The following is a 20,396-nucleotide window of genomic DNA, read 5'->3' as shown; positions in this document are numbered from 1 at the left end:
TCAGGACGAATTTATCTCTGTTAATTATGAATGATCCGATGCCAACCTCCGACCCAGAAAATACAGCCTATACCAATCTGGAGCTGAGCAAAAAACCTGTGCCGATCGTTGCCATTGGCGGTTCGGCTGGCGGGCAACAGGCCATGAGCGAACTATTATCATTTCTGCCGGCAGACACAGGCCTGGCCTACGTCTATATCCAGCACTTATCCCCGGATTACGACAGCAAACTGGACTTTATACTTTCTGCCAAAACTCCCATGCCGGTTCAGGAGGCTGGCCATTTGATGCCCGTAGAGCCAAACCGGCTTTATGTGATCCCGCCTGACAAAACCATGGAGGTTGTGGATGGGGTTTTGGTACTTTCTCCCAGAAAACCTAAACCTGCTCCTCACTTGCCTATTGATGACTTTTTTATGTCCCTGGCCGAAAGGCAGAAGGACGGGGCGATAGGCATTGTGCTTTCCGGTATGGCAAGTGATGGCACACTCGGCTTAAAGGCCATCAAAGTTGCCGGCGGGATTACGATTGCACAGGATGAAACGGCAGTTTTTCAGGGCATGCCACAGTCGGCCATCATCGAGGGCGTTGTTGATATGGTATTGCCACCCAGCGATATTGCTGCCGAGCTTTTAAGGCTCAGTAGCCACGCAGATATTCTCCAGCTGACCTCAGAAAGCAGCGAGGCACTTCAGGACGATTCCGACAAAGAGGATCTTAAAAAAATATTAGCTTTCGTAAAGTCTGCCGCCGGGGTGGACTTTAACCATTACAAAAAGACGACCATACGGCGAAGGATCATCCGAAGGATGCTGCTTTATAAACTTGAAACGCTCGCAGACTATGTGATCTATCTTAAAAAGAACCCGATGGAAGCTGGGATTCTATTTAATGACCTGCTGATCAATGTGACGGGCTTTTTCCGGGATCCTGCCACCATGGAGCATGTTAAAAAGCAAATACTTCCCCGCATTGTTGGCGGCAAATCTGCTGGTGAAGCAGTCCGGATCTGGGTAGCAGGGTGCTCCACCGGCCAGGAGGCATATTCAATGGCCATTATGACGCTGGAAGTGCTGGGCGCGAAGGCATCCAGTCTGCCCATACAGATTTTCGCTACTGACCTGAGTGACTCGGCTATCGCCAAAGCCCGTATGGGTGTCTTTACAAAAGGTGAGGTGCTGGATGTTTCACCTGCCCGGCTTGAGCGCTTTTTTTCCAAAGTTGACGACCATTACCGGGTGAATAAACTGGTGCGGGACCTTTGCGTCTTTGCGCCGCACAATCTTTTGAGTGACCCGCCATTTTCTCGTATGGATTTAATCAGCTGCCGCAACCTGCTGATCTACCTGGACGACGAGCTGCAAAAGAAAGTTTTTACAACCTTCCACTATGCCCTTAAACCCGACGGGTATCTGCTGCTAGGCAAATCGGAGTCTGTTGGCGGTTCCTCCATGTATTTTTCGCAGATAGAAAAAACGCAAAAAGTATTTGTGCGCAAAAACAACACTCGGGCCAAAATCTCAATCGATATGGCATTTAAAAGCAATTCGCCTTCCCTTCCCATCAAAACGCTCACAACCAAGACCACTGAACTGGTTACGGTAAGCGACCTGGACAAACTGGTGGATAACCTGCTGCTCGCTGAATATGTACCGGCGAGCGTGGTCATTGACCAGGATTTGGAAATTATTCAGTTCCGTGGTGTTACATCGCCTTTTTTGCAGCATTCAACGGGAAAAGCCAGTTTGAACCTGGCCAAGATGGCGCACCCTTCACTGGTTTTCGAGCTTCGCAATATTGTCCACAAAGCGCGTAAAACAGCGGAAAGGCAAAGAAAGGATGGTTTGGAAATCAGTTACCCGGGCAAACCTATATATGTTAACATTGAGGCTGTACCCATCACAAATCCTGCCAATCAGCAGCTTTTTTTGGTTTTATTTGAACAAGTCAGTGAGAACATGGCACACGTTTCGCGTACGGGGGACACTGACCAGCGCCACCGCCAGCTGGAAGCCGAACTCACGGCACTTCGACAGGACATGCATTCAATTGTCGAAGAGCAGGAAGCAAGTAATGAGGAACTGCAATCGGCTAACGAAGAAATAGTCAGCAGCAATGAAGAGCTGCAAAGCATTAATGAAGAGCTTGAAACCAGCAAGGAGGAAATTGAATCGGCCAATGAAGAGTTGCAAACCATTAACCAGGAGCTGCAAAACCGCAACGACCAACTCACCGAGTCTTATGAATACTCGGAGGCAATTCTTTCAACGATCAATGAAGCGACCCTTGTTCTGGACGAGTATATGCGTATTAAAAGCGCAAACCAGGCATTTTACCGGTTCTTTTCTACGGATGCCGAGCGGACCGAAGGACAATTGATCTATGAGCTGGGTAACCGCCAATTCGATTTTCCTGAGTTTCGTGACCTATTACACCAGCTCGGCGCTTATAATGCGCCTGTTAGCGGCCTTGAAGTGAATGTGCGTATTTCCGCTAATGAGCAGCGGACGATGGTCATCCACGCAAGAAAGTTAACACTGCATCGAAAGCAGATCACTCTGCTGGGTTTTGAAGACATCACGGTCCACCGCCGCGAGCAGCGGTTGCTGAATGAAAGAAAGCAATGGTTTGAAAAGCTTGTCGACAACGCGCCAGCCATGATATGGGTCTGCGGCGCCGATGGCAACATTGGTTTTCTAAACAAAGCTGGCTTAATTTTACCGGGCAGGCTGCGGGTGAAAGCCAGGCAACTTTTTACAGGGCACTTCATCCTGATGACCTGACAAATTACCAGGCCACTTTCTCTGAAAATCTGAAACATCAGACAGAGTTCAGTCTGGAATACCGCCTTAAACGAAGCGATGGACAATACCGTTGGATATTGGAAAATGCAAGTCCGATGTTTTCCGATGATAACATTTTTACGGGTTATACGGGCAGCGGGGTCGATATCCATCTTCAAAAAACACTTACTGAGCAGCTTAATGTGCATGTTGACGAAAAAACCGTTGAGCTTAGTAATGCCAATCAAAAACTCACCGGAGTGGCCACAAGCCTGCAGGCTGTGCTGGACAGCTCTCCTGCCTCAATTGCTTTTTTCAAGGCCATTGAAGGTGAAGATGGAAAGCCGGTTGATTTTACGCTTGTAGTATGCAACCAGAAATTTTCCGGCGACTTTGGCAAATCAGTTTCAGATCTGGTGGGCATGCTTGCATCAGGGCTTCTTTCTTTGCAGCATCAGCAGGAGATGAGGCAGGTTTATTTGACCCGGAATCCATTCTACGAGGAACATTTGCTAGATGGGAACCCCAGGTGGCTGGCCACCTCCATGACCCGGCACGACCATGGCATTGCCATTACAGAACTTGATATTACCGATTTTAAGGAAAGTGGTTTTAAGGAGACAAAGCTGTTAGAGCAGCTGCATAGCTCAAACGAGATGGTCGAGTCGCTGGCCGCAATGAAAGAATATGTGAGGCATCGGGGTGCATTTTTACGCTCTTCATTCCATGACCTACGTGGCAGTTTCGGTATAATCGTAGGGGCAACGGCCCTGCTAAATACCATGGATACCCATCATGAACGGGAAAGAATCCTGGAAATGCTGCAGCGTAACCTGATACAGGTATCAGAGATGATGAACCAGCTGCTGGATTATTCAAGACTCGAATCAGGTGAGGAAAAGTTGCACATTAAAAGCTTCAATGCCGGAAGCCTGTTGACAGAGCTCTGCGCCGGATCTGAGCAGCTGGCTTTGGAAAAGGGGCTTTCTGTACAATTTGAAGGGCCTGCAGATCTGCTTGTAGAAGGTGATGATGTAAAGGTACGCCGCATCGCCCAAAACCTGATTTTAAACGCACTGAAGTATACCCGGGAAGGTGGTGTAAGTGTTCGTTGGCAAGCCATTGACTCAGAGAACGCGCAGGTTGCCTTATGGAAATTTGTAGTTTCGGATACCGGGCCAGGACTTACTCAGCATCTGCTGGCAAAACTGAATGGCACACAGACCGAAAACTCCACTTCCGATGTTGAATCCAATACGGATGGACATGGGGAAGGGATCGGGCTCTTTATCATCAAACGCCTTTGTGAAATTCTCGGAGCAAAGCTAAGTGTAGAAAGTCAGCCGGCTGTTGGAACAAGCGTTGAAGTTACGATCCCCCAATCTTACCCGTGAGACTATAAACCTAACCAGGAAAAACAGCTCTTTGTAGCGTTGAGCCTGAGATGCCATAAAAAATTTTCAATTGGGAGATGGGTTGCCCAGAAATGAATTCAGCAGATCTATCAAGGCAACAAAGTCAACAGGTTTAACCAAATGTGCATTAAAGCCTGCCTCGGATGACCTTCGAATGTCTTCCTGCTGGCCATATCCCGAAAGCGCAATGATCGGAAGCGCAGGCCCGTGACTTGCACGGAGCAATGTTGCGGTTTCGTAACCGTCCATTTCAGGCATTGCAAGGTCAAGTATAACCAATTCAGGACGTAGCGCCTCAACAGCTTCTAATGCGTCTTTACCAGAATTGCGCGTATGTACAACATAACCTTTCAACTCCAAAAACAAGCCTACCGTGTAGGCCGCGTCCTGGTTATCATCAACAACCAGGATCGTATTTTTATCAGATTCTGCCATTCTTCAATTAGTTTAAAGTGGTGGTAATTAGTCTAAAGTGGTGGTATAACAGGTAAATAGATAATAAATTCACTGCCCGTATCCAGGCCGGCGCTATGGACCTGGATTCGTCCTCCATGTTTTTCCACAAAATCCTTAACCAGCGTCAATCCCAGTCCGAGGCCGTCCCGTAGGCGCGTGCGGGAGGAGTTAACCTGGACAAACAATTCGAATATCCGATCCAACTGATCTGACGGAATCCCAATACCATCATCACGCACCTTTAGGACAGCATACCCATGTTCCTTCGTGAGTTCAACCCAGATGTGCCCGTCTTCGTTGGTAAACTTAATGGCATTTGACAAAAGGTTGCGGACTACCTGGGTCAGGCGCGCACGATCTCCGTTTACATACATGGGTTCGTCTGGAAGTGCTGTCGCAAGATGACGATTTTCACTATTGGCTATGGGAAGCGCAGTCAGCACTGCGTCGTTAACGAGCGCTGAAAAGTCAAGGCGTTCCAGTTCAAGTGTGACCTTACCCTGGTTAATGCGGCTCACGTCCAAAAGATCATCTACCAGCCGCACCAGTTGAACAACTTCCTTCCGCATCATTTTAATAGCCTTGTCGAGGGGCAACTTGTGATTCATGCCGCCGGTCATTTCGAGCACCATCAATGTATTGGAAAGCGTCGCCATCGGGTTACGAAGCTCGTGCGCCAGTAATGCAAGAAACTCATCTTTGCGACGGTCGGCGTCCAGGAGTGCTTCTTCCGCCTTGGCGCGTTGCACAGCTGCCCAGGTGCGTTCTGCAATTTCTCCCACCAGCGAAATTTCCAAGTCAGTCCAGTTGCGCGGCTGGCCGTGGTGTATTTTCATAGCAGCGACCCATTTTCCTTCTTTTTTAAGCGGCGTGGTAATGAAAGCCCTTACTCCAATCTTGCAAAAAGCATCACGCTCGGAATTTGTTAGTCGCTGATCAGTCACTACATCGTTGATGACCACTGTATTTCCTGCCTTCGCTTCATCCATCAGCCACTTTCCAAAAGGCGCCGCAGGAAAATTTCCTATGACTGGTATAACATCCTCAGAGGCCAGGTAATTTCGGGCAATTAGATATTCATCTTCGGCGCCTATGATTTCGGCATAAATGACCCGGTCTGTATTAAGTTTTGCACCAATCAATGAAGCCGCGGTTTTCTGAATCTCTAAAGAAGAAGCAAGTGGTCTTAACTTGTCGCTCAATTCAAGCAGAAAAACTCTTCTTTCTTCTGCCATTTTACGCTTTGTAATATCACGTGCTGTGCCAAACCATTCTTTGACCTGTCCCTGATTGTCTAATAATGGTGTTGCCCGCGAGGATGTCCAGCCAATACTCCCGTCAGCCCGGTACACCTGATGTTCAAGTTCGAAAAGACTTTTGTTAATTATCGCTTCATCAATGGCAGCACGTACCCTTTCCTGATCAGAAGTTGGAATGTATTGCTCAAACCATTGGCCATTTGTTACTACAGTGTCAGCAAGAAAGTCAAAACCCCTAAGATTGACCATCACACGCCAGTCAGCGCTCATGCGATAAAGCGTATCAGAGCTCAGCATAGCCAGCAGCCGGAACTGGGTTTCGGACTGGGTGAAATTAGCTTCGGCTTGTTTTTGCTGTGAAATATCAACACATGCGCCTACCCATTTGACAGTTTCTCCATTCACCCCCGGAATCGGAGCTACCCTGACATCGTTCCAGCACCAGTCATCGGCGGCTTGTCGCAAACGGCATACAAAATTTGACATTTGTTTGCTTTGAAGTGCAGCCTGCCACAGGGCAATAACACCGTCTTTATCATCCGGATGTACGGATTCTGTCCATCCTTCTTCCATCCACTTTTCAAGTGTTTGGCCGGTATAGGTCCGCCAGGCAGGAGCATCTTGCAAGGAGCGTCCGCTTGCGTCAGTTATCCAGGTCGCTTCTACCATAGATTCGACTAACACTTTGTTTTCCAAGCTCTCCAGCTGATTAAAGCCTTGGCCATTCAGCGCTGAGTCGGGCTCGTTGATCATTGAAAATAATTAAAGTGTGGTTCCTTGGTGAAAAACAAGAATTCACTCTGAAGTAAAATCCATGCCAGGGATTGTGACTGCATACTTTTGTTAAAATTATTCTACTAACAAATCGTTTGGCACGAAAATTATTAACGCTCGGCTCTAATTACTAAAAATTAACATATGGACTTTATAGAAGGACTTGGCTTGGTGGCAGGCATACTTACCTCTTCGGCAGTGGTGCCGCAACTGGTTACGACCGTCAAAAAAAAGAAAGCCAGTGAAGTGTCGACGGTGATGTTTATTGTGTTGCTTTCGGGAAATGCTTTGTGGGTTTATTACGGTATCGATAAAAAGGATGTTCCAATCATCGCAACGAACATATTTACAATATGTCTCAATGTTGCGATGCTGTTTTTGAAATTTAAATACAAGGATAATGATTGAAGTGTGCCCACTTCTATAATAGGTTTGCAGCGTGGTAGCTCATCTGGTTGCAGTGTACTATATAAAAACATGAAGCTCAGTGAGGCATGCGGCGCAGCCATTCATAGGCTTACGGAGCTGGGAGGAGAAGGCGGATTAATTGCATTGGACACACTCAGAACCGCTTCAACTTTTGTTCTTATCTTTGATAGCAAGAACGAACTGGTTATGCTGGAAATAATAAGACAACCCTGGCCCTGGTATGTGGCCGGACCGCTGATCGGGCTGACGGTGCCTGCACTGCTGATATTAGGCAATAAGTCCTTCGGGATTTCATCATCGCTCCGACACATTTGCGCGATGTGTATCCCCGCAAAAATCCCGTTTTTTCAATACGATTGGAAAAAGGAATTGTGGAATATGTTTTTCGTATTGGGAATCTTTTTCGGGGGCATCATCGCGGCAGCGTTCCTGGCCAATCCCGCGCCCATGCAGCTGAACCCGGCTTTGATAAAAGAACTCAGCATTTACGGCATCACTGATTTTTCGTCGCTCGTGCCTGTCGATCTCGTAAGTTGGGATAAGCTTTTCACGCTCCCCGGATTTATCATGATGGTTGGCGGCGGGTTTTTGGTTGGCTTCGGCACCCGCTATGCTGGTGGTTGCACAAGCGGCCATGCGATTATGGGACTTTCCACTTTACAATGGCCCTCGCTGGTAGCGACAGTCTGCTTTATGATCGGCGGATTTATAATGGCAAACTGGATCTTGCCCTTCATATTGATGCTATAAAAGAATGAAAGATCAGTTAGAAATAATCATGAATGAAAGTCAAAGACAGCCTAAGTGGTATCACAACCTGAAATACCTGATGGTAGGCTTATTTTTCGGAGTGCTTTTTGTGAAAGCCGAAGTGATCAGCTGGTTCCGTATCCAGGAAATGTTCCGGCTTCAGACGTTTCATATGTACGGCATAATCGGCAGCGCTGTTGTTGTGGGAATGATCTCGGTTTGGCTTATCAAGCGCTTCAGGATCACCACCATTTCAGGAGAACAAATCACATTCACCGATAAGAAATTCAATAAAGGACAAATTTACGGAGGATTAATGTTCGGCCTGGGCTGGGGCCTGACCGGCGCTTGCCCAGGGCCCTTATTTGCACAAATCGGCATAGGTGCTACCGTAGTAATCGTCACGCTGATCAGTGCAATTGCAGGCACCTGGGTTTATGGCAGGTTCAAGGATCATTTGCCGCATTAGGTCTGTGATCTTTTAAATTCAATTGATCATCATTTGACCGGCACGAGCTCGATGGCTCGGAGATCCAGCAATGCACCTTTGGAAAACTGGGAGTCTGGTTTGAATACCAGCTTTTGTTTACCGGCGGCTAGCTTCAGTTGTCCTAACGTTTCTTTTTTGAAGGTTTCCCATGACCCCGTTTTTCCCACCTTACCTGCATATTTGGCGCTGCCGGCTTCTATCACAAATGGCTTACCGGCTTCCGTGTCATCCACCGACCATTCCATTTGAATTTCGTATTTACCGGCATTAGTTATGTCCACATCCCATTCCACCCGATCCGCGGCTGTAAACCATCCAAACGCTTTCCACTCAGGCATATACTGGATTTTTGGTCCTAATCCTTTCCCGGTGTTTGCATTCAAAACGATTTTCCCATCGGTTTGTGGACCCACCATTTCGGGAATGTTGATCGTATCGCGGGCAGCCTTTACATATGCGGCAACTTCTCCTACGGGTGCGATCCAAATGCCGTTTGCAGGATCTTTGGCATAAGCGCAAAGTTGGCGGAGCATATCAAGCCGCGTGGTTTGCGCACCGGATGCAGCCGTTTCATGTCCCGCGAGCACGAGCCACTGGCCGTTTTTGGCGGCATCTTTAATGATCGTTAAAATTTGCTCAAAGCTCTTTCCATCCGTTTCCATACCTGTAAGCTGCGCCATATCGCAATAGGTGGGGTCTACGGGCGCTTCATCCAGCCAGGTGCGTCCGGATACAAACAATTCCGAGATCAAAGGAACAAAGCTCTGCGTATTTTTTCCACGTCCGAGCGAAGTCTGGCCGCAGGGGTAGGCGTATACGGTGGGCGTTACGCCGAGCATATCTTTCAGCTGGCGGTTTGTTTCAATGAGTTCCTCACGCATTTTTTCCAGTGTGTAATCTTCCAGGGGATTTTTTCTTGCCCAAACAAAATTACCGCTGCAAGCATGGTTAATCGAGTGGTTTCCTATTTCGTGCCCGCTGGCTACTGCCTTTTTCCATCCTTCCAGCCGTTGTTTTGCGTTATTTGGAACCAGGTAAAAGGTTGCTTTCACACCGTATTCGTTTAGTAGCGCCGTTCCTTCATCCACATTGCTCAGCCGGGCATCGTCGAAGCTCAGGCTGATCGCCATTCGTTTTCCTTCCGGCCATTTAAAAGGTTTATTTTGGGCTAATAATGGTTCTGTATAAAAGCAGAATAGCGTTAAGATTGGAATTATTAAATGCTTCATATTTTATATTAAAGGTTCGGAATGAATGGTTAATGTCCGCTGCGCATATCGCCCTGCAGGTAATTGACTACCGCTTCGGTCAGCGATTTTGCAGCCCCTGGCGCGTAGGGAGAAACAGTGGGTTCGTAGCCGCCATATTGCAATTCTTCCTCTGCCAGCAAATAACCCAGCCAGCCATTGGTATATCCAAAATAGAAAGTATACGGAAATGGCGAGCGATCGCGTACTTCATTCGAGATTTCGCAGAACAGTTCAAGCGGTGCACTCCAAATGGCCACGTCGTCATTTACTTTAAGAAAACGGACCGGTAACCGGATCATATTTACACCTGCCTTGGTAGTCCGCGTATAATTTTTCAGATCATCGGGCCAGCCCAGACCTTCTTTTCGTGGGATTTCTACGATGGTGCCAGCCGCTTTAAGCGTCACCTGATTGGAAGTTGCAGTAATGGTTTTGCTGGCGTCAATGATCTTTTCACCCAGCATAGCTTTGAACTGGTTCAAACGTCCCGCTGCCGGGCTTGGGTAAACGCTGTAAATAGGGGCGATGTTTCCAGCTGCGCCATTGATATATAGCAATGGAGCGCCGGTTTTTTGTTCTACATATTCCGACACAATTCCAGGGCCGTCGCCGCTGATGAGCAGGTTTTCTCCGCTCATGACGGTCCCATGCATAGCATAATTGGCGATCAGTGCAAGCAGGCTGCCGTCGGCTTTCTCCAGGCGAAGCAACCCGATGCGGCGGTCAACCGGGCCGTCCGGGTTCATACCCAGGCTTGTTTTTCCCTCAATGCTCCTGGCGCGGCGATTGATATTGGCATTCGATGATCCCCAGCCGGTTCCAAGCTTTGCGGGAGCCAGGTTTTTCTTCGCTTCTACCATTCCATCAACGATCTTTTGTTCTACCAGATCGGTATACTGCGCATCAAATTCATGCTTGTAGCGATCTCCTAAAAATACGGAAGGCAAGCCAGCCGGGCCTACTTCCGGCGCCGAATGCGTGTGCGTTGCTGCCCACCAAACCTGCATCGGCGTAATGCCTAACTGCTTTTGCAGCCTGGCCGTCAGCTTGTCGTATTGGGAAGGCGAGATGAGACATATATCGGTTGAAATAATGTAAAACTGCGTCTTGCCGTCATCCATAGCCGCAATGCGGTGATAGATCTTATCGTGCACACCGGTGGATTTACGCGCCTGGTAACCCAATAGTTGCTGCGAATTATCCGGTGTTATATCAACTTTGACCACCGAGGCCCGGAAGTTTTGAGCAAAAGCAGCATTTGTAAAAACAATATGGGCAAGAATAATGCAAACGGGTAAAAAACGCATTGTTAGGTATCGCATAAGGGTCTTTTATTTGGGTTGTTTGATATAGGCTAGCAAATCTGCCATCGCCTGCTGGTCAATTTCAGCTTCCAGTCCTGCGGGCATGCTCGACATGCCCAGTGCTTTGAGTGATTTGATATCCTTCCGGGCAATCACCGTTTTCTGCCCGCCGTAATTGCTTACTGTAATCGCAGTAGGCGTTTCGTTAGCGATCAATCCCTGCACGGATTCACCTGCTTTTAATTCAATGATCCAGATATCGTAACCATCGGCAATCGAAAGATTGGGGTCCAGGATATCGCCCACGATCGACTCCGGGCGCCGGTTGCGGATCGTACCCAGGTCCGGACCGAAAGCCACACCTTCGCTTCCGCCGATCTGGTGACATACAGAGCAATTTTTCTGATAAACCATCTTTCCGGAAGATGCATTACCCGTGAGGCTCAATGCTTCGTTGTATTTTTTAATAATGCCTTGCCGGGTGTCGTCTTTCTTTGTCAGCAACGCCCTCGACCGGTTTCTCAGCGCTTCGTTACCTTGCGCCATAAGCCCTACACTACGTGGCCATCCGATACTTTCCTGATGGATTTTACCTGATTCCACACCGTCAAGCAGCAATTTGATACGCTTGTCATTAACCATAAAAGTACTGATAGCCACATCCCGGAGGTCGGGGGTGAGTGATGGCCAGTTTTCGAGCAAAAAATGGCTTACCGTTTCATCAGGGATAGCGCTCAGGGTTTTTAATGCGGTCAGCTGAATGGCACGGGGCTCATGGGGTGCAACCAGTTTTTTCAGGATCTGCTCATACTTTGCCGGGTTGTCCAGAGATAAGAACTGGATAGCATCATTTCGCCTTTCGGGCGCGGCATTGGGGTCGGCTGCAAGTTTCGCAGACCGCTGCATAGCCAGCACCGATTCGTTGCTTTGCGGTAAACCGGTTGTTTTTAACAAGCGTAAACTTGCTTCGCGTAAAGCCGCCGACGGGTTGGATAACGCGGCCTGCAATAGCATCGTTTTCGTGTCTTTCAGTGCGCCGGGATCCTTCGGTTTCTTCATACTTTGCGCCAGACCGTGCAATAAAGCAGGACGCCAGTCGGCTTTGGTCAATGGTTTGCCTTTGGATGCGTCATTTGTCAATGCATTTCTGACCAGCTTTTTAATCGCAGCTGTGTCGCCGCTGGTGCCCGCCATCGTGCTCAGTCGCTCCACAAGCGAAGCATAAGCCGGGATTGCTGGTTTGTAATTCTTCAATACCGCATCCATTAGCACACCTTTTCCGGACGTAGGAGCTGACAATGCAGCAATTTGTACCCAGGGATCATTCAAATCTCTGAACAAAATTGCCTGGCGCACCTCCGCAGCCTGCGGTGTATCTACAAAGCCCAGTGTAGCGAGGAGCTGAAACCGCACTTTTGCATTAGCATCGTTTCTCATATTCAGCAGCTTTTCCGAAAGCTCCGGAGATTGCTGCAAATGGAGTTCTGCCAGCCTGACCGCGTTTTCTCTCACACCCGCTTCTTTGTCCTGTAATGCATGGACAATGGTCTTGGTGCCCAGTTTGTTTAATCCTTCCAATGTCCAGAGTGCATGCAATCTGCCTGCCGGGGATGCAGCGTTAGAAGCCATTTTTTCCAAAGCGGGTAAAGCATGCTGAGGGTTTCTGTCCAGCAGCAATCGCTGCGCGTTTCTTCTCCACCAGATATTAGGGTTGGCAAGCTGCTGCACCAGCTCGTCCTCCGGCGCGTCGCCAAGTTTCAGGTTTTTGGTCCAGGAAGCTTTTGCGGTTCCTTTTGGTGTAATACGATAAATCCTGCCTTTGTCTACACCATTGTACAATGCGCCGGATTTGATCACATCATCGGCCATCCACTCAGGATGCTCAATGATCTGCCGGTAATAATCCACCACATACAAAGCACCATCGGGACCAATGTACATATTCACAGGCCTGAACCAGGGATCTGTCGAGGCAAGAAATTCCTTATCCTTGTATAGGCGGCTGGCCGTGAAACTGGCGCCTTTGTCGCGGATGATATCTGCGTGAACAATGTTGCTGACCGGCTCGGCTACCAGCGTTACGCTGTCGAAAGGAGCGGGGAAAAGTCCTCCCTGGTAACTGGTAATGCCGCAGGCAGAGGTAAAAACGCCCACGTCGGTCAGCAACTGGTGTAATGGGTTTTTGGTGATGGGAAACACCTCCGACGAATGATCAGAAATGCTTTGCGTTACGTTCGATACCAGCAGGTCGGGATTGCGGTTCAGATAGCGGGCAGCGATCACTTCGTGGTAACCAGGGTTAGCATTGCTCACCAGCAGGTAACGGCCCCATTTGTCGAAGGTATGGCCAAACTGGGTATAGCTGGAAAGGATCTCAATGTCTTTTCTATCCGGATTAAAACGGACGCTGCGGCCCAATGCATTTTGCGGCAACGTTTTACCGCCTTTTTCTTTCGGGTAAAAAATCTCGCCGCCCCGGTCGCCAAACTCTTCCTGAAAAACCTTGGCGGTAACGGCGGGTTCATGTCCCAGGTAAATCCAGTTATCAATGCCCAGCAGCGGGTTATTGAAGTTATGCTGCGGGTTCGACATAGCGAACCCGGTCAGCAAAGTGTCGCGGATGTCCGACCTGCCATCGCCATCCCGGTCTTCCAGGTAAAGCACATTAGGGGGATCCGTGACCAATATTCCCTTTTTCCAGCGCATAATACCCGTTGGAAGCACGAGTCCCTCGGCAAAAACGGTCGTTTTGTCCATCTTACCATCTCCGTCCGCATCTTCCAGGATCCGCACTTTTCCTGTTCCGCTTTTATCCAAAGGATACCCGTGCATTTCTACCACATACATACGGCCATATTCATCAATTTCCATAGCCACCGGATCGGATAGCAGCGGCTCGCTTGCCACAAGCTCGATCTGAAAATTGTCGGGCAACTGAAATGTGGCCAACGCCTTTTCCGGCGGCACTTCGCGGGTAACAGGTTTAGTGCGTAAGCCTGCAGTTGTCACAAGCAGCAAACACGGCAGTATGCAAGCGCCAAGCAATTTTGAAATAGTCATTATAGCAATCTATTTGAATGAGTACTGACCTTATCTTATTCCTGTCCTAGTAATTAGGGTTTTGGGTCAGCTTTGAATTTCTGTCAATAGCATTCTGCGGAATAGGGAATACGTAGTTTTTATTGGCAAAAAATGCTCTCGCACCCTCTGGCGCAGGCACTATTTTGTATACCCACTTTCCTCCTGTCTGTTCGATCACCATGGCATGAACCGTACCATTCAGATTTTTCTCAGCCAGTTTCAAACGCATCAGGTCGTACCATCTTTTCTCCTCAAAAGCCAGTTCTACCCGTCGCTCCCGTTGGATCGCCGTGCGCATTTGCGCCTGGGTAAGTCCTGCTTTCAATGCTGGAAGCTCAGCTCGTTTTCTAACCGCGTTAATGGCTTCATATACTGACACATCGGGCCCTATCGCTTCATTCTGTGCTTCTGCATAGCTCAGCAGCACCTCCGCGAAGCGGAATATCACAAAATTTGCGCTGCTTAGCTTGTGATCTCCGTTGACTGCATATTTTGGATCAAGCCCTTTTTTGAGATAATAGCCTGTGTTCGTTGCTTCATTTGTATTACTCAAATCAGTCGCATTCCGACTGCCGACACCCTGTTTCATGACCATTTCCTTGTCCAGCCACAATGCACCATCATAGATAACAGACTGATAAAAGCGCTTTTCCCGATTGACATAAGGTTTTTGGGGATCATAGCCAGAAGCGGGATCGGAGATAGGCAGGCCATTTGCCATTGCGTACTCATCCACCAACTCCTGCGTAGGATTCACGCCGCCGTAAGCAAACTGGATCCCGCCCACGATCCAGGGCCCGTACAGTCCTTCTTTACCCGCCCCCAGGGAAGTGCCGCCAAGATATTGTTTGGCAAAAATGACTTCACTGTTGTTGTTATTGGCTTCCAATAACATGGTTTCATAGTTCGGAAACAGGGTGTAGGCAGCAAGGTCAATCACCTGTTTATTGGTTTTTGCGGCCTGCAACCATTTTGCTTTGTCGTTTGAAGGATTATAAAGCGCACTTGCCTGGTATAGCTCGCAAAAACCCTGCAAGGTTAATGCTGCCCCTTTTGAAGCGCGGCCGGCTTCGGCAGTTAGGGGCAGATCATTGGCAATAGCCGCACATTCGCTGACAATGAACTGGTAAGTTTCCTCCGCTGTATTTCGTGCACGGAAAATCTCATCGTCCTGCTCGCTCTGGTTCAGTACATCGGTGATAATGGGAACACCGCCGTGATTGGTCCATAAAAGCGTATAATAGTAAGCCCGCACAAACCTTGCCTCTGCCAGCCTCAATTTCTTCCAGTCATCGGCAAGTGGCGATGCCGTGGCTTTGGAAATGAATAGGTTGGCGGCCCGGATGCTGTTATACAAATTCCAGACATTGGGGGTGTTACTCGGCGTATAAACGGAATTTGCGTAAAGTGTCCGGCTTGCCGTTCCATTCACGCCGTTCATGGCATTATCCGTGAAATTTTCACCCGGATCATATGTGTTAAACGGGCCGGGCAGACCGGAGTAAACATTGTTCAGAAAAAGGTCGGCATTGCCTGTCGTTTGCCAAAGGGTAGCGTCAGAAACCTGTTCCCTGGATTCAACTTCCAGGAATTTGGAGCAGGACAGTTGTGTCAGAAAAAGGCAGATTAACAGACACTTGCCACTATAATTACGTATAATCTCGATGTTTATCATGATATGGTGATTTAGCGGGTTTTAAAACGTAATGTTCAGACCAATTGAAGTCACTTTTTGCTGCGGATAACCACGGCCCAGGTTATTTCCTATTTCAGGATCAAAATTGCGCAGAGGCGTCCAGGTAAACAGGTTCTGCGCAGATACATATACCCGGGCACTCTGGGTCCTGATTTTCTTGGTTACCACAGCCGGAATGTTGTAGGAAAAGGTGACCGTTTTCAGCCGGAGATATTTTGCATTGCCCATCCAAAAGCTCGACCGCTGGGTGTTATTGGTGGTTGGAGCAGCTGTGATCCGCGGATTGCTGGCATTGCGGTTCTCGGGCGTCCAGTAATCCATGTGGTTTGCGAATGCACCCATTCCGTTAAAAAAGGCCCATCCTGCATCCAGATCGTAATAAAAGTTGGTTTTGCCCGCGCCTTGAAAGAGCATGTCCAGATTAAAGTTTTTGTATTTGACACCAGGAGAAATTCCGTAGATAATGCGCGGACTTGCAACGGGATCGCCGATGGTTGTAATGTCATTGTCATTGATACGCCCATCGCCGTCGAGGTCTTCGTACCGGATATCTCCCGGCTGCACTTTGCCCCAGGGCTGAACTGCAATCCCCGGTTTGAGCGCGCCCGCATCATCAAAATCCTCCACCTGAAAAAAGCCCAGGGAATGGAAACCGAACTGCGTGCCCAGCGGCCGGCCGGTAAGCCTTCTGTTGGGGTTATTGAAAGTAGTGGCTGTTTCAAACACCTGTAACACTTTGTTCTTAGCATAAGTCAGGTTTCCTGAAAGTGATATTTGCAGATCGTTGGAAACGCGGTAATTGGATCCCAGCGAGAGGTCGAAACCACGGTTGTCCATGATCCCGTCGTTGACCTGGCTCAGCCCGATGCCGTATTCCAGCGGAAGGACCACGTCTGGGTTGACGAGCATATTAGAACGTTTTTCGTAGAAATAATCCACTTCAAAATTCAAAAGCCCCTGCCACAATGTCCCTTCCAGACCAATGTCGGTTTTTCTGGCCCTTTCCCAGGTAATATTCGGATTGGCCTGATTGCGCTCTCGAACGGCTTGTACCGCGCCTCCGCCAATCACATATGCCGGGCCAACCACATTGTATGTACTGAGATACTGGAACGGGCTTCCGGCAAGTGCGCCAACTTCTCCATAAGATGCCCTCACTTTAAGGTTGTCCAGCCAGCGCACTTTTCCTTTCAAAAACGGCTCCTCCGACAGCCTCCAACCCGCTGAGAATGCCGGGAAAAAGCCGAACCTTTGTTCAGGTGAAAAAAAGTAGCTTCCATCGTAGCGACCGCTCGCTTCAAGTAAATATTTATCTGCATAATCGTAAGTGACACGATAAACCACACCCACTTGCCGCGCTGAGCTGGAAGTCCCGCTGGTTGTCATATCCGCATTACTGCTACTGCCCATATTGATCTCGTCGATCGCCAGATTATAGTTCCTGCGGGTCGCAGCAAGGGTCATGAACTCGTTTGCTTTTGCTTCAAATAAACCTAAAACCCCAATGTTGTTTTTTCCGAAAGAGCGGTTGTAGTTCAGGCCGGCCTGGTAGGTGAGCTGGTGATTTTTCGCCGTGCTCATGTTCAGTGACGGTTTTGTCTGACCAAAAATACCATCGGTGATCACATATGGTTTCTGAGAAGTATTGATAGACGCCAGATGCACGGGTAACGTCCAGAGTTTACTCATTTCAGTCGTAGGATCGTAGGCAATGGTGCCTTTCAAGCTCAGTCCTTCAATAAATGGGATCTGCTGCTCTATGGAAAGTTGCGTGTAAATGCTGGTGGTATTATCCCGCTGGTAACCGCTGTTCAGAATGCTGCCAGTCACATAGGAACCGTTCATTCCATTGCTGAAAAACAGCGGCCCGTTCTGGGGATGGGCATAATGCAGCAGCTCGAAAATCCGCGCGGTATTAATGGATGGGTAAAGCGATTTTTGTACCCGGCCATTAAGGTTCAGGGAAATTTTGGTAGAGTTTGTTACGTTCGCGTCCAGGTTTAATGCAAGATTGTACCGGTTGTTGTTGGTTGCGTGCCACATACCAGCCTGATGCTGATAACCCACACTGGCATAATACGATACACGCTCGGCTCCGCCCGAAAGCTCAATGTTATGCGTCGTGATTACTGCATTCCGGGCAATGAGCTCTTTACGTACGTCATGGTTCGGATATTTGTCGGTATCCGATCCGTCAATGAATTTTTGCAGCTCTTCATCTGTATAAGGTTTTGGCAGACCAGCCGATTCGGCAGCTGCATTTTTTAGTAAGCCAAACTGGTGCGCGCTTGCATAGTCGGGTAGGACAGTCGGGTTTTGAAAACCTACATAACCATTGTATGTAAGGCTTGGCGTGCCTTTTTTTCCTCGTTTAGTAGTCACAAGCACAACACCATTTGCACCGGCAACACCGTAGGGAGCCACGGCAGCGGCATCTTTCAAAATCGTGAAAGATTCGATCGTATTGGGATCTAAATGCTGGAAGTTTCTAGGGATATTATCAACGATCAGAAGCGGCTGATTGGCCCCGGTAGAAGAGATGCCGCGGATAAAAATGCTGGATCCGTCGCGTCCGGGCTCTCCCGAACCCTGTTTTACAATCACACCGGACAGCCGCCCTCCCAGACTGTTGCTTAAATTCGTGATCGGGATATCGCCGACTTCTTCACCTTTCAATGTAGAAACTGCCGCGGTTACGGATGTTTTCTTTTGTACTCCATAACCCACCACCACCATTTCGGTCAGCGATTTGATATCTGCTGTAAGTTGGATATCAATGCTGCTTTTGTCTGCGGCCACTTCCTGACTGGTGTATCCAACAAAGCTGAAAATGAGGGAAACCGGGCCATCCGGTACGGTCAGTTTGTAATAGCCGTCGTTGTCCGTGGTGGTTCCCTGCGTGCGTCCTTTGATCATAATGCTCACGCCCGGCAGCGCATCACCCTTGTCATCGGTCACGCGGCCATTTATCGATTTATCGATCGGAGCGGACGAGCCGGGATTATTTTCTTTCGTAGGTTTAAGCATTTGGGGAGCATAGCTGAGCACAATCTGCTTGCCGGTTACATCGTAGGAAATCTGTAAAGGCGTGAGCAGTTGTTTGAGCACTTCGCCCAGCGTAGCGTCTTTTACAGTGATACTGACCATCCTGCCGGATTCGATAACCTGGGGACTATACGAAAAGTGTACATCAGCCGATTTTTCAATCTCTTTGAGCACCATTTTCATCTTTTTCTCTTTCAGGTCCAGCGAAAGCCGCTGGTTGAGCAACTCCTGCGCCGACAGGTCATTTGCCCAGGAAACACCAAAAAATGCGCATAGCAGCAGTATTTGCACCAACGAGATTTTCATACATAGGAATAGTAAATTTCTGGCATGTTCCATATTTTTGATTGTTTGTTCGTAATGATTGAAAAGTTCGGACAAAGGATTCCCCGTCAGTCTGGCAAGGCTGTTATCGAAGGAATTCCGGCCAACGATGGAGCAAGCATCGTTGGCTAATTTTTGCGGCGGTAGTTTATGTGTTTCCTTTCATAGGGCGGTGATTTAGGATTAGGGTTTAGGAATAGGTATTCAAATCTCTTTGCAGCCTTTGGAAGTGATAATGATCTGCGCATCCACAATCTCATAAGTAGCGCCGATGGACCGGCAAATGATATCCAGCTTGCCACGCAGGGGCTCCTCGCTCAGATTTGCGGTAAGCTCGCAGCTTTGGAGTAATTCGTCACTGAAGACAATATCAACACCGTAAGCCATTTCAATTTCTTCCAAAACCCTCAACACCGGGGTTTCATCATACACAAATGCGCTGACAGGTGCAGCCGGGAGTAATGCAGGACTTTCAACCAGTGCTTTGTTGAACTGTTCGCCAGTCCGTTTGAACACGACCTGCTGGTTGGGCAAGAGCAGCACGCCCGCTTTTTCTGAATGCTGTCCCGAGCTGTTACTGTATTCTTTTTCCTGATAAACAGATACTTGGCCGCTCTGCACCTTTACGATTACATCCGCGTCTTTTTCAAAAGCACTTACTTCGAAGCGTGTGCCGAGTACTTTGGTTATAATTTCATTGGCATATACCAAAAACGGCCGCTCCGGATTTTTACGAACGTCAAAAATCGCTTTGCCCGACAAGTATACATTGCGGTTCTCATTGTTATAGGCGCTTGAATAGCTCATCTTACTGGCAGGAAACAGGAGCACGGAACTGCTGTCGGGAAGGTAGAATATTTGCGGCTGTGAAAGTGAGTTAACCTTTTCAATGCGCGTATCCTGTAATTGGGAAACCTGCTTCTGATACATGGAACCTGCTGCATCATGCTGCCATACAAACCAGTAACCCGCGGCAAGGATAGCCAGCACCACGCATGCGGCCAACAGGCGGCTATGTTGCCAGCTTACCATCGGAACGACCTTTTCCCGGTCCGGCTGCGCGGAGCGATTGGTCGCCCAGATTCTTTGAAGCAACTCTTCTTCTGCTTCTTCCGAAAGATAAATGCGTGTGTAGTCCTTTAATCCAAGCAGGACTGCTTCTACCAGCTTGCGGGCTTCCTCCCAGTCTGTTGCTTGTCCCGGATTATCGCGCAGCCAATTGTACCAAAACAGATCGGATTCAGGGCTTGGTAACAAATAGTGCCGCAGGAAGGCATCATCTATCGCCAGGTCAATTACGCTGAAATTTGTGTAGTCTTTAATCACATTACTGCCTGTTA

Annotated in this window: 13 protein-coding genes; 5 read left to right on the top strand and 8 right to left on the bottom strand. The window is 48.5% G+C overall.

Going from position 1 to position 20,396, the window contains the following annotated elements:
- The first annotated feature begins 26 nt into the window (after nt 1-26).
- Together NFI80_RS11495 and NFI80_RS11490 are read left to right on the top strand one after the other, a co-directional pair.
- On the top strand, nt 27-2,783 hold the full coding sequence (locus NFI80_RS11495) for a CheR family methyltransferase (RefSeq protein ID WP_235162969.1): 2,757 nt from the start codon (nt 27-29) through the stop codon (nt 2,781-2,783).
- Nucleotides 2,669-4,177 carry a sensor histidine kinase gene (locus NFI80_RS11490; RefSeq protein WP_235163860.1) on the top strand — a complete coding sequence of 503 codons (1,509 nt, stop codon included), beginning with the start codon at nt 2,669-2,671 and terminating at the stop codon, nt 4,175-4,177. Before NFI80_RS11495 ends, NFI80_RS11490 begins: the two co-directional genes overlap by 115 nt.
- Nucleotides 4,178-4,243: 66 nt before the next feature.
- Here the strand turns inward: NFI80_RS11490 and NFI80_RS11485 are convergent, their stop codons facing one another.
- Nucleotides 4,244-4,633, bottom strand: coding sequence for a response regulator (locus tag NFI80_RS11485; protein WP_235162970.1), 390 nt, complete (start codon nt 4,631-4,633; stop codon nt 4,244-4,246).
- Between the two features lie 32 nt (nt 4,634-4,665).
- Nucleotides 4,666-6,597, bottom strand: a complete 1,932-nt coding sequence (locus NFI80_RS11480; protein ID WP_252172117.1) for a PAS domain-containing sensor histidine kinase — start codon at nt 6,595-6,597, stop codon at nt 4,666-4,668.
- A 234-nt stretch (nt 6,598-6,831) separates the two neighbouring features.
- Here NFI80_RS11480 and NFI80_RS11475 point away from each other — a divergent pair, with 234 nt between their 5' ends.
- The 3 genes from NFI80_RS11475 (at nt 6,832) to NFI80_RS11465 (ending at nt 8,335) form a co-directional block, all read left to right on the top strand.
- On the top strand, nt 6,832-7,095 hold the full coding sequence (locus NFI80_RS11475) for an SWEET family sugar transporter (RefSeq protein ID WP_235158418.1): 264 nt from the start codon (nt 6,832-6,834) through the stop codon (nt 7,093-7,095).
- Between the two features lie 207 nt (nt 7,096-7,302).
- A complete protein-coding gene (locus NFI80_RS11470) occupies nt 7,303-7,866 on the top strand; it encodes a YeeE/YedE family protein (protein WP_235163862.1) in 564 nt (187 codons plus the stop codon).
- Nucleotides 7,867-7,870: 4 nt separating this feature from the next.
- Nucleotides 7,871-8,335: a YeeE/YedE family protein gene (locus NFI80_RS11465; protein ID WP_235158420.1), complete on the top strand. Its 465-nt coding sequence runs from the start codon at nt 7,871-7,873 to the stop codon at nt 8,333-8,335.
- A gap of 29 nt (nt 8,336-8,364) precedes the next feature.
- Here the strand turns inward: NFI80_RS11465 and NFI80_RS11460 are convergent, their stop codons facing one another.
- The 6 genes from NFI80_RS11460 to NFI80_RS11435 form a co-directional block, all read right to left on the bottom strand.
- Nucleotides 8,365-9,585, bottom strand: a complete 1,221-nt coding sequence (locus NFI80_RS11460) for a polysaccharide deacetylase family protein (protein ID WP_235162973.1) — start codon at nt 9,583-9,585, stop codon at nt 8,365-8,367.
- Between the two features lie 29 nt (nt 9,586-9,614).
- Nucleotides 9,615-10,928, bottom strand: a complete 1,314-nt coding sequence (locus tag NFI80_RS11455; RefSeq protein WP_235162974.1) for a neutral/alkaline non-lysosomal ceramidase N-terminal domain-containing protein — start codon at nt 10,926-10,928, stop codon at nt 9,615-9,617.
- A gap of 9 nt (nt 10,929-10,937) precedes the next feature.
- Complete coding sequence (locus NFI80_RS11450) at nt 10,938-13,970, bottom strand: PVC-type heme-binding CxxCH protein (protein ID WP_235162975.1); 3,033 nt, start codon at nt 13,968-13,970, stop codon at nt 10,938-10,940.
- A gap of 46 nt (nt 13,971-14,016) precedes the next feature.
- A complete protein-coding gene (locus NFI80_RS11445) occupies nt 14,017-15,666 on the bottom strand; it encodes a RagB/SusD family nutrient uptake outer membrane protein (protein WP_235162976.1) in 1,650 nt (549 codons plus the stop codon).
- Between the two features lie 21 nt (nt 15,667-15,687).
- Complete coding sequence (locus NFI80_RS11440; protein WP_235162977.1) at nt 15,688-19,038, bottom strand: TonB-dependent receptor; 3,351 nt, start codon at nt 19,036-19,038, stop codon at nt 15,688-15,690.
- Nucleotides 19,039-19,260: 222 nt separating this feature from the next.
- The gene (locus tag NFI80_RS11435) at nt 19,261-20,382 is read right to left on the bottom strand and encodes a FecR family protein (RefSeq protein ID WP_235162978.1); all 1,122 of its coding nucleotides are present in this window, start codon (nt 20,380-20,382) and stop codon (nt 19,261-19,263) included.
- Nucleotides 20,383-20,396: the final 14 nt, after the last annotated feature.

Origin of the sequence: Dyadobacter chenhuakuii, from assembly GCF_023821985.2 — a bacterium.
Classification (GTDB): Bacteria; Bacteroidota; Bacteroidia; order Cytophagales; family Spirosomataceae; genus Dyadobacter; species Dyadobacter chenhuakuii.
Note: the sequence above shows the minus strand (reverse complement) of the source record. Positions and strands in the feature narration are given on the sequence as shown.

What these genes read in the sequence shown, in the direction of transcription:
- NFI80_RS11455 (WP_235162974.1), bottom strand. Translation starts at nt 10,928, where the DNA reads ATGCGATACCTAACAATGCGTTTTTTACCCGTTTGCATTATTCTTGCC.
- NFI80_RS11495 (WP_235162969.1), top strand. Translation starts at nt 27, where the DNA reads ATGAATGATCCGATGCCAACCTCCGACCCAGAAAATACAGCCTATACC.
- NFI80_RS11470 (WP_235163862.1), top strand. Translation starts at nt 7,303, where the DNA reads ATGCTGGAAATAATAAGACAACCCTGGCCCTGGTATGTGGCCGGACCG.
- NFI80_RS11465 (WP_235158420.1), top strand. Translation starts at nt 7,871, where the DNA reads ATGAAAGATCAGTTAGAAATAATCATGAATGAAAGTCAAAGACAGCCT.
- NFI80_RS11460 (WP_235162973.1), bottom strand. Translation starts at nt 9,585, where the DNA reads ATGAAGCATTTAATAATTCCAATCTTAACGCTATTCTGCTTTTATACA.
- NFI80_RS11450 (WP_235162975.1), bottom strand. Translation starts at nt 13,970, where the DNA reads ATGACTATTTCAAAATTGCTTGGCGCTTGCATACTGCCGTGTTTGCTG.
- NFI80_RS11445 (WP_235162976.1), bottom strand. Translation starts at nt 15,666, where the DNA reads ATGATAAACATCGAGATTATACGTAATTATAGTGGCAAGTGTCTGTTA.
- NFI80_RS11485 (WP_235162970.1), bottom strand. Translation starts at nt 4,633, where the DNA reads ATGGCAGAATCTGATAAAAATACGATCCTGGTTGTTGATGATAACCAG.
- NFI80_RS11475 (WP_235158418.1), top strand. Translation starts at nt 6,832, where the DNA reads ATGGACTTTATAGAAGGACTTGGCTTGGTGGCAGGCATACTTACCTCT.
- NFI80_RS11440 (WP_235162977.1), bottom strand. Translation starts at nt 19,038, where the DNA reads ATGAAAATCTCGTTGGTGCAAATACTGCTGCTATGCGCATTTTTTGGT.